Below are 8932 nucleotides of genomic sequence, written 5' to 3'. Positions count from 1 at the left end.
GCTCCCTTCCCGCCGGGCGTCGTGGAACTGTCGACGCGTGGGGGCGCGACGCCCGGGCAGGGTGATCCCGCGCTCGGCGGCGGAGACCCGGCGCTCGGGGGCGGGGGTGGTGGCGCGGCCGGTGGCGGCGACGGCGGCCAGCAGGTGTCCGCGACCCAGGTGGAGATCGCCGCTTCCGCCAGCAGCGGCCTGCGGCACTCGCTGATGCTGGTGGCCGGTCTGCTGCTCGGCGCGGTCATCGTGCTGCCGCCGCTGGTGGCCGGCCGGGCCGCCCGTCGCCGGGGGGAGGGCCGATGAGGCTCCGTCGGACACACGGGCACCCGCCGCAGGACGACCTCGCCGTGGCGGGGCGGCCGGGCCGGGACGAGGCCGGGAGCGGGGCCGGTGGCACGGCCCGGGGTGCGCGTCCGCTCCGGCGGGTGGTCCGCACGGCCGGGGCGTTCGCCCTGGTGCTGGCCGTCGCCGGTGGTGTCGCGCTGTCGGCCGGGCCCGGCTCGGCGCCGGTGCGGGTGGCGGCCGGCGGTTCGGCCACCCCCGAGATCCCGGTGGACCCGATCACCGGGGCCCCGGTCCCGATCGACGGGCAGCGCCCGTCCGGCGAGCCCACCATCGCGGCCGACGCCCCGCCCACCGGCAGGGCCGCCACGCCGGCGGCCGGCTCCGGTGCGGGCTCGGCGGCCGCTGCGCCGGCCCTGTCGGCGGCGGCCCCCGGCGCGGCCCGGCTGGCCGAGGCCGGAGCCGGGTCGGAGAGCGACCAGCGGCCGGTCACGGTGACCGGCTCCGGCGAGTTCGCCGGCCTGGAGGTGACGGTCCACCAGACCGCGCACCTGGTGAACGAGTCCGTCCAGGTGACCTGGACCGGAGGCAGGCCGACCTGGCCGAGCCCGATGATCCTGGCCCGTCACTACCTCCAGTTCATGCAGTGCTGGGGCGACGAGGACAGCGGCCCGAGCCGCGAGCAGTGCCAGTACGGTGCCACCAAGGGGGACCCGCGGATCTCCGCCGGCGACTTCGTGAGCACCCGTCAGCTCAACGCGGGCGCACTCGAGGACAAGGCCGACCCGCTCTACCAGGAGCACCCGACCAAGAACATCTATGTGCCGTTCCGGCCCTCCAACGGCGGCCCGGCCGAGAGCGGCGGCGCGAGCCAGTACTACGACGCGCAGACCACCAACGAGGTGCCGTTCGGGCCGACCCGGGCCGACGGCTCCGGCCAGATCGACTTCGAGATGCAGACCGGCATGGAGGCACCGGGCCTGGGCTGCGGCCAGACCCCGGCCGGCGCCCCGGCCGACGCGACCCCGCGCCGCTGCTGGCTGGTGATCGTGCCGCGCGGCGAGATCGAGGTGAACAACGAGGTGCCGACCGGCTCCTCCGGCAAGCTCCAGACCAGCCCGCTCTCCTTCACCAACTGGGAGAAGCGGCTGGTGGTGCCGCTGAGCTTCGAGCGGGTCGGCCTGTCCTGCCCGATCGGAAGCTCCGAACGGCCCACCAACGGAACCGAGATGGCCGCCGAGGCGATGTGGCGCTGGCAGCCGGTGCTCTGCCGCCAGGCGGGCGGGATCTTCAGCTACACCCAGATCGCCGACCACCTGGCCCGCAACCAGCTCAACCAGGACGACCCCGGCCTGTCCTACCTCGGCATCCCGCAGGCCCGCGAGGAGGACCGGCCCGGCCGGACGCCGTACTACGCGCCGGTCGCCCTCTCCGGGCTGACCTTCGCCTTCGACATCGAGAGCCAGTCCGGCGTCCGCACGCCGGAGGACAAGAAGAAGAAGGACGGCCAGCGCATCCACGACCTCAAGCTGACGCCCCGGCTCATCGCCAAGCTGATGACCCAGAGCTACCAGCAGTCGGTCAACCCCTTCGACCCGGACGTGCCGGCGGAGAACCCGGTCGACCTGCTGACCGACCCCGAATTCCTGGCGCTCAACCCGTACTTCAAGGACCTGTACTTCCCGACCCGGGTCGCCGACCTGCTGCTGCCCAACGGCGACAGCGACGCCGCCCAGCTGGTCTGGATGTGGCTGCTGAAGGACCCGGAGGCGGCCGCCTTCCTGCGCGGCGAGAAGCACGCGGTCTGGAAGGACACCATCAACAAGGCCTGGATCAAGGTCGGCACCACCTACCCGCGCTCCAACTACCCCAAGCAGGACGTCTACTGCCTGGAGTTCCCGGACGACCCGGACGGCCGCCCGGCCTGGTGCAACCTGGACTCGCACGCCTACGCCCCCAGCATGCGCGAGGGTGCCCGGGGCATCGCCCGCGGGGACGGCCTGGGCAAGTCGGTCTGGGACGCCACCGTGATCCCCGGCCAGCTCAAGAAGGGCTCGCCGCAGCCGCAGGGCCTGCGCGCCCTGATGGCCCTGACCACCACCGCCCAGGCGGCCCGGTTCGGTCTGAGCACCGCTCAGATCCGCAACGCCAAGGGTGAGTTCGTCACCCCGACGGACGCCTCCATGCTGGCCATGGCCAACGGCACGATGCCCGAGTCGGTGACCACCATCTCGGTGATCCCGCCGTGGGCGGAGGTGGCCGGCGGCTACCCGCTGACCCTGACCACCTTCGCCGCCACCGTGCCCTCGCAGATCACCCCCGAGGCGGGCAAGTCCTACGCCGACCTGCTGCGCTACGCGGCCGGCCCCGGCCAGGAGCCGGGTGTCGCCGCCGGACAGTTGCCCGTTGGCTACGTCCCGTTGCCCGAGCGGATGCGCAGCCAGGCCAGACTGGTCGCCGACGCGATCGAGTTCGCGGCGGGGAAGGCGGAGCCGAGCCCCAAGCCGAGCACCTCCGCCTCGCCCACGGCCTCCGGGTCCGCCTCGGCGACCGCCCGGCCCTCCGCCTCGGCGAGCGGGAGCACGGTCGTCCAACTCCCCACCGCCCCGGTCGGGGTGACGCCCGCCTCCGGTGCCGGGACCGGCTCCGGCAGCGGTGCCGGTACGGGCGGCGGCTCCGGCGGCTCGGGCGGCGCCCCGGTGGACACGGCTCCGCTGAGTCCGCCGCCGCCGAGCCCCGAGCCCTCCCGCAGCCCGGTCCTGCTCTCCGCCACCCCGTCCGCCGCCCCGGTCGGCAAGACCGCCGAGACCAAGGTCGGCTCCGCCCGCTACGTCCTGCTCGGCACCCTGATCGCCGGAGTGCTCGCAGCCGTCGGCGGCGTGGCCGTGCCGCACCTGCTGCGCAGGCGGCGGCACTGACCCGGGCGCGGGCCCACAGACCACCGAACCATCGATCCACCGTCAACGCAGGTGCGCCACACGGCCGGAGACCCTCCGGCCGTGCCCGAGAGCTGCCCGTAGGAAGAAGGAACCGTGAACTCTCCCACCAAGAGCAACCTCGCCAAGTGTGTGACCGTTGCCGCCGGTCTGGGCCTGGTGCTGGGTAGCACCGGCACCGCGCAGGCCGACCCGTCGGGCGCCCCGGTCTACCGCCAGCTGGCGGGTGTCGGCTCCGACACCACCCAGGGCGTCATGAACGCCATGGCCAACGACATCACCCTCGGCGGCCAGAAGGTGGTGGCCTCCTACAACGCGCTGGGCACCGCCACCATCGCCACCAAGGCGGCGGCCGCGTGCCAGTCGGTCGCCCGCCCGAACGGCTCCGGCGCCGGCCGCACCGCGCTGGTCAACCAGCTCAACCTGGGCAACGGCTGCCTCGACTTCGCCCGCTCCTCCAGCCTGAACCTGGCCGCCGTCACCCCGGGCCTGACCTACGTCCCGTTCGCGGTGGACGGCGTCACCTACGCCGTCTCCTCCGGCTCCGAGGTCGCCCTCGACCTCTCCACCGCCGACCTGCACTCGATCTACAGCTGCGACCCGGGCTACGTCGGCACCGGCCCGAACTGGGACATCAAGCCGCTGCTCCCGCAGCCGGGTTCGGGCACCCGTGCCTTCTGGCTCACCGTGGTCGGCATCACCGAGTCGGACATCAGCGCCAACAAGTACCCCTGCGTGACCGACACCAAGGGCGGCAAGAAGATCGAGGAGCACGACGGCCGCGTCCTCGACACCAAGTCGCTGGTGCCGTTCTCGATCGCCCAGTACATCGCGCAGGCCTCCTCCACCATCGCCGACATCCGCGGCTCCGCCCAGCTCGGCAACATCAACGGCGTGCCGTCGGTGCTGCTGAACTCCAGCGCGGCCGCCACCCGTGACGTCTACAACGTCATCCCGACCTCCCAGGTGGCGAACAGCCCCTGGAAGGACGTCTTCGTCGGCTCGAACTCCGAGATCTGCAAGCGCGCCGCCATCGTCAAGCAGTACGGCTTCGGCGTGAACGCCAACTGCGGCGACATCTCGCGCGTCACCGGCTGACCTGGCCACAGCTCCACCGGTCTGAGCAACACCCGGCCCGCACCACGGGCCCGAAACACCCTCAGAAACGCTCCACTGACGCCTGAAAGGCGAACTCCACCGTGAGCATCCGGATCACCCGCACCATCGCGGTCAGCGCGGCCACCCTGCTGGCCGCCGGCTCCATCACCATGCTCGGCTCCGTCGCCGCCCACGCGGCCGACAGCCCGACCATCGGCAGCCTGGTCGTCAACCCGAACGCCGGCACCGTCGACGAGGGTCTGACCGTGACCGCCTCGGGCGCCTGCACCTCGGGCACCAACCTCCAGGTCCTGGTGCTCGGCCAGGGCTTCCCGGCCGACGGCTACGGCGCCACCTCGAACCAGTCCAAGGACGGCTTCCCGGCCGACGCCCAGGGCAAGGTGACCGTCCCGCTCTCCAACACCCTGCGCGGCTACGCCCAGGCCAACGGCATCGCCGAGCTCTCCGGCAAGTACGAGTTCCGCCTGCGCTGCCGCAACAAGGTCGGCGCCACCTACTACGGTGACTTCGTCGGCGCGATCTGGATGTCCAACGCCACCAACTTCACCTCGACCGACCCGAACGCCCCGGTCGCGGTGGCCACCACGACCACCGTGTCGGCCACCCCGAACGGCTCGGCCACCGTGGGCAGCGACGTCACGCTGACCGCCGCCGTCTCCCCGGCCGCCCCCGGCACCGTGCAGTTCCTGGACGGCGCCAACCCGGTCGGCTCCCCGGTCGCGGTCAACGCCGGCCAGGCCACCCTGACCACCAACGCGCTGACCGAGGGCGCCCACCAGCTGTCGGCGGTCTTCACCTCCTCCAGCACCGGCTTCCTCGGCTCCACCGCCGCGGCGGTGGCCTACACCATCAGCCCGAAGGGCGCCGCGGCGACCACCACCGCGCTGGCCGTCTCGCCCGCCGGCTCGGCCGCCAAGAACACCCCGGTCAAGCTCAGCGCCAACGTCACCCCGGGCGCCGCGGGCACCGTCGCGTTCAAGGACAACGGCACCGTGCTCGGCACCCAGACCGTGGTGGCCGGCGCCTGCGAGTTCACCACCGCGACCCTGGCCGAGGGCGACCACGCCTTCACCGCCGAGTTCACCCCGGCCGCCCCGGCCGACTTCGCGTCCTCCACCTCCAGCACGGTGGCCTTCACCGTCACCCCCGTGGTGACCCCGCCGAACCCGGGCGGCCCGACCCCGCCGTCCCCGGTCTTCGAGACCATCACCACCTCGGTCGCCCCCGGCGCCCTGGTGATCAGCGTGGCCGGCACCAACGTCACGCTGCCCCCGCTGGCGCTGAACAGCACCAGCACCCTGTACTCCACCGGTGGCGCCATCCAGACCGTCACCGTCACGGACACCCGTGCCGGTGCCCCGGGCTGGTCGGTCAGCGGCCAGGTCGCCCAGTTCAACTCGGGCGCCAACGTGATCAACGCGCAGAACCTGGGCTGGGCCCCGAGCCTGGTCTCCAAGGGCGACGGCCTCAAGGTCACCCTGGGCGGCACGGTCAACCCGGCCAACGCGGTCGAGGCCAACGACAGCGGCCCGTACGGCCTGAAGTCGTCCCGCACCCTGGCCACCGCGACCGGCCTCGGCACCGCCAAGCTCGGCGCCGACCTCACCCTGCTGGCGCCGACCTCCACCCAGGCCGGCACCTACCAGGGCCTGCTCACCCTGACCGCGATCTGACGCCGGTAGTTCACCGGGTCAGCGTGCGTTCGTAACCCGGCGGCCGGGCGGTCCAGGCGACACTGTGTCAGCTCTGGACCGCCGGGCCGCCGGTGCCCAACTCCCGTACCGACAAGCGAGGATGACGCCGCCGATGCGCCGATGGCTCCTGGCACTCGCCACCCCGGCCCTGCTCGCCCTGACCGTGCTCCAGGGGACCGCGCACGCGGAGGATCCCCCGGCGCAGCCGTCCCCCGGTCAGAGCGCACCCGCGCAGGCCCCGGCCCAGGGCGCGCCGCCCGTCGCGCAGACCTTCGGCATCCAGCCCTCGTCCGCCGACGCCCCCGACACCCGGGGCACCTTCGGCTACGCCGCCACCCCCGGCGCGCTGGTCAAGGACCACGTCGCGCTCTGGAACTACAGCGACCAGCCGCTCACCGTGCGGCTCTACCCCGCGGACGCCTTCAACACCGACAGCGGCGGCTACGACGTGCTGCCGGACGGCCGCAAGTCCACCCAGGCCGGCAGCTGGCTGCGCACCGCGGCGGACTCGGTGACGCTCGCTCCGCGCAGCCGCCAGATCGTCCCCTTCACCCTCGTGGTGCCCGCCGACGCCACCCCCGGGGACCACCCGGCCGGGATCGTCGCCGCGCTGCGGGCGGAGAGCAAGGACGCCCAGGGCAACGCCGTCACCGTCGACCAGCGGGTCGGCGCCCGGGTCAACATCCGGGTGGCCGGCGACCTGCGGGCCGAGCTCAAGGTGGAGGACGCCAAGGCGGTCTACCACCCGAGCGCCAATCCGCTCGACTCGGGCCGTACGACGGTGAGTTACACCGTCCGCAACACCGGCAACGTCCGGCTCGGCGGCAAGCAGGCGGTCCGGGTGACCAACCTGTTCGGCTCGATCGCCACCGGTCACACCCCGCCCGACCTCCAGGAGCTGCTGCCCGGCAACTCGGTGACCTACCGCTTCGACGTCTCCGGCGTCTACCCGACCCTGTGGGGCACCGCCGGGATCACCGTGGACCCGCTGCCGGTCGGCGGCGACAAGGACCCGAAGCTGATCAGCTCCGTCACCAAGTACGCCTTCGCCTGGATCCCGTGGACCACGCTGGCGATCCTGCTGGTGGCCGGCGCCCTCGGCCTGCGCTGGTACCGGCGCCGCCGCCGTCCGGCCGTCCCGCCCGCCGCCCCGGCCGCCGCCGAGGGAGGCGGCGCGTCCGCCGCTCCGGCCGCCGTCGCGGTGGCCACCCTGCTCGCCCTGCTGGCCTTCGGCCACCTCTGGTCCGCACCGACGGCGTCGGCCGCCGAGGCGCCCGGCACGCTGGCCTTCGACTACGCCTCCGGCAAGGACGACGATCCGATCGACCTGCTCAGCTCGGCGCCCTGCCCGGACCCGGCGAGCAACTACGTGGCGGTCCGGATCGCCGGCCCCGGCTTCCCCGCAGAGGGGTACCCGCTGACCGGCCTGGTGGCCGCCTCGGTCTACCGCCCCTCGAACGGCGGCGGGTTCGTGCTGCCGCTGGCCAACACCCTGCGGGTGGTGGCCTCCCAGGCCGGAGCCGGTCAGCTCAAGGGCGCCTACACCATCACCGCGACCTGCCGGAACAAGGTCCGCCCGGCCGCGCTCAAGGAGTTCACCGGCACGCTCACCTTCACCGGGCCGAACACCTGGACCGCCACCGACGTGGCCCCCGCCGGAGCCGTGCACGCCCCGGCGCCCGACCCCGGCGTCGCCACCGGGCCGGTGGCCGGCGCCAAGGGCGGCTCCACCGCGGCCGCCGCCACCGCCGACGACGGGGTCCCGCTCTACACCTGGGTCTCGGTCGCCGCCGGGCTGCTGCTGCTCGGCTGGATCGCCGTGCCGCGCCTGCGGCGCCGGGCCCGGCGCACCGCCGAGGAGGCAGCCGAATGACCGTCACCGTCCCCGTGCCGATCAAGGCCGGCCCCGGCCCGCGGGACTGGACGCCGCCGTCCACCGAGCCGCCCGCCGCGCCCGCCCCGCCGTCCGTCCCGCCGTCGGCGCCCCCGCCCGTGCGGCCGCCCGCCCGGCCCTCGGTCGTGCGCCGGCTGACCCCGGACGGACCGCAGCTGATCGGCGCGGCGCTGGCCATCGTGGCCGGCCTGATGCTCGGCCTGCTGCTCGACCTCGGCCCGCTCGGCGGTCTGCGCCACCTGCGCGACCACGAGACCGGGATGGCCGAGCTCCGCCTGAGCCTGGCCCAGGGCACCGCTCCCGTCGGCCAGTTGGACAAGGACGGCAAGCCGGTGCTGCCCGGCACGCCCGTCGCACTGCTGGAGATCAAGCACCTCGGACTGCGCGAGGTGGTCCGCGAGGGCACCACCGGCGAGGTGCTCTCCTCCGGCCCCGGCCACCGCCGGGACACCGCGATGCCCGGCCAGGCCGGCACCAGCGTGCTGTTCGGCCGCCAGGCGGGCTTCGGCGGCCCGTTCGGCGCCATCGGCCAGCTGCGCCAGGGCGAGACCTTCACCGTGACCACCGGTCAGGGCAGCCACACCTTCCGGGTGGTGACGGTCCGCCGGGCCGGCGACCCGATGCCGCCCGCCCTCAAGAACGGCGCCGGACGGGTGGTGCTGGTCACCGGCGACGGCCCGCTGTACGCGCCCGACGACCTGCTCTACGTGGACGCCGACCTGGAGAGCGAGGTGCAGCCGAACAACGCCCGCCCGCTCACCTTCGCCGCGCTGCCCGCGGCCGAGAAGGCGATGGGCACTGAGGAGGGCGCCTGGGTGCCGCTGGTGCTCTGGGGTGAGGCGCTGCTGCTGGCCGCCGTCGCCCTGGCCCTGGCCTGGACCCGCTGGGGGCGCTGGCAGGCCTGGACGGTCGGGGTGCCGGTGCTCGCCGCCCTCGGCCTGGCCGTCGCCGACCAGGTCGCCCGCCTGCTGCCCAACCTGATCTGACCTCAGTTCCCCCGCTCCGCACCGCCG

General features: G+C 74.1%; 6 protein-coding genes. All 6 read left to right on the top strand.

Annotated elements, in window-relative coordinates:
- The coding region (locus ACWEPF_RS22820) for a hypothetical protein (protein ID WP_452173943.1) at positions 1–297 on the top strand (297 nt) is incomplete at its 5' end.
- The gene (locus ACWEPF_RS22815; protein ID WP_452173942.1) at positions 294–3194 is read left to right on the top strand and encodes a hypothetical protein; all 2901 of its coding nucleotides are present in this window, start codon (positions 294–296) and stop codon (positions 3192–3194) included. The genes ACWEPF_RS22820 and ACWEPF_RS22815, both read left to right, overlap by 4 nt.
- Positions 3195–3308: 114 nt before the next feature.
- A complete protein-coding gene (locus ACWEPF_RS22810; RefSeq protein WP_452173941.1) occupies positions 3309–4310 on the top strand; it encodes a substrate-binding domain-containing protein in 1002 nt (333 codons plus the stop codon).
- A gap of 101 nt (positions 4311–4411) precedes the next feature.
- Positions 4412–6004 carry an Ig-like domain repeat protein gene (locus ACWEPF_RS22805; RefSeq protein WP_452173940.1) on the top strand — a complete coding sequence of 531 codons (1593 nt, stop codon included), beginning with the start codon at positions 4412–4414 and terminating at the stop codon, positions 6002–6004.
- 133 nt (positions 6005–6137) lie between these two features.
- Positions 6138–7898: a hypothetical protein gene (locus tag ACWEPF_RS22800; protein WP_452173939.1), complete on the top strand. Its 1761-nt coding sequence runs from the start codon at positions 6138–6140 to the stop codon at positions 7896–7898.
- On the top strand, positions 7895–8905 hold the full coding sequence (locus ACWEPF_RS22795; RefSeq protein WP_452173938.1) for a sortase: 1011 nt from the start codon (positions 7895–7897) through the stop codon (positions 8903–8905). The genes ACWEPF_RS22800 and ACWEPF_RS22795 overlap by 4 nt, the downstream gene beginning before the upstream one ends.
- Positions 8906–8932 lie beyond the last annotated feature (27 nt).

The organism is Kitasatospora sp. NPDC004289 (assembly GCF_053602875.1).
This window is presented reverse-complemented; position numbering and strand designations above follow the sequence as displayed.

Bases quoted from the DNA above. Each gene is read 5' to 3' on its own strand.
- ACWEPF_RS22815 (WP_452173942.1), top strand. From the start codon at position 294: ATGAGGCTCCGTCGGACACACGGGCACCCGCCGCAGGACGACCTCGCC.
- ACWEPF_RS22795 (WP_452173938.1), top strand. From the start codon at position 7,895: ATGACCGTCACCGTCCCCGTGCCGATCAAGGCCGGCCCCGGCCCGCGG.
- ACWEPF_RS22800 (WP_452173939.1), top strand. From the start codon at position 6,138: ATGCGCCGATGGCTCCTGGCACTCGCCACCCCGGCCCTGCTCGCCCTG.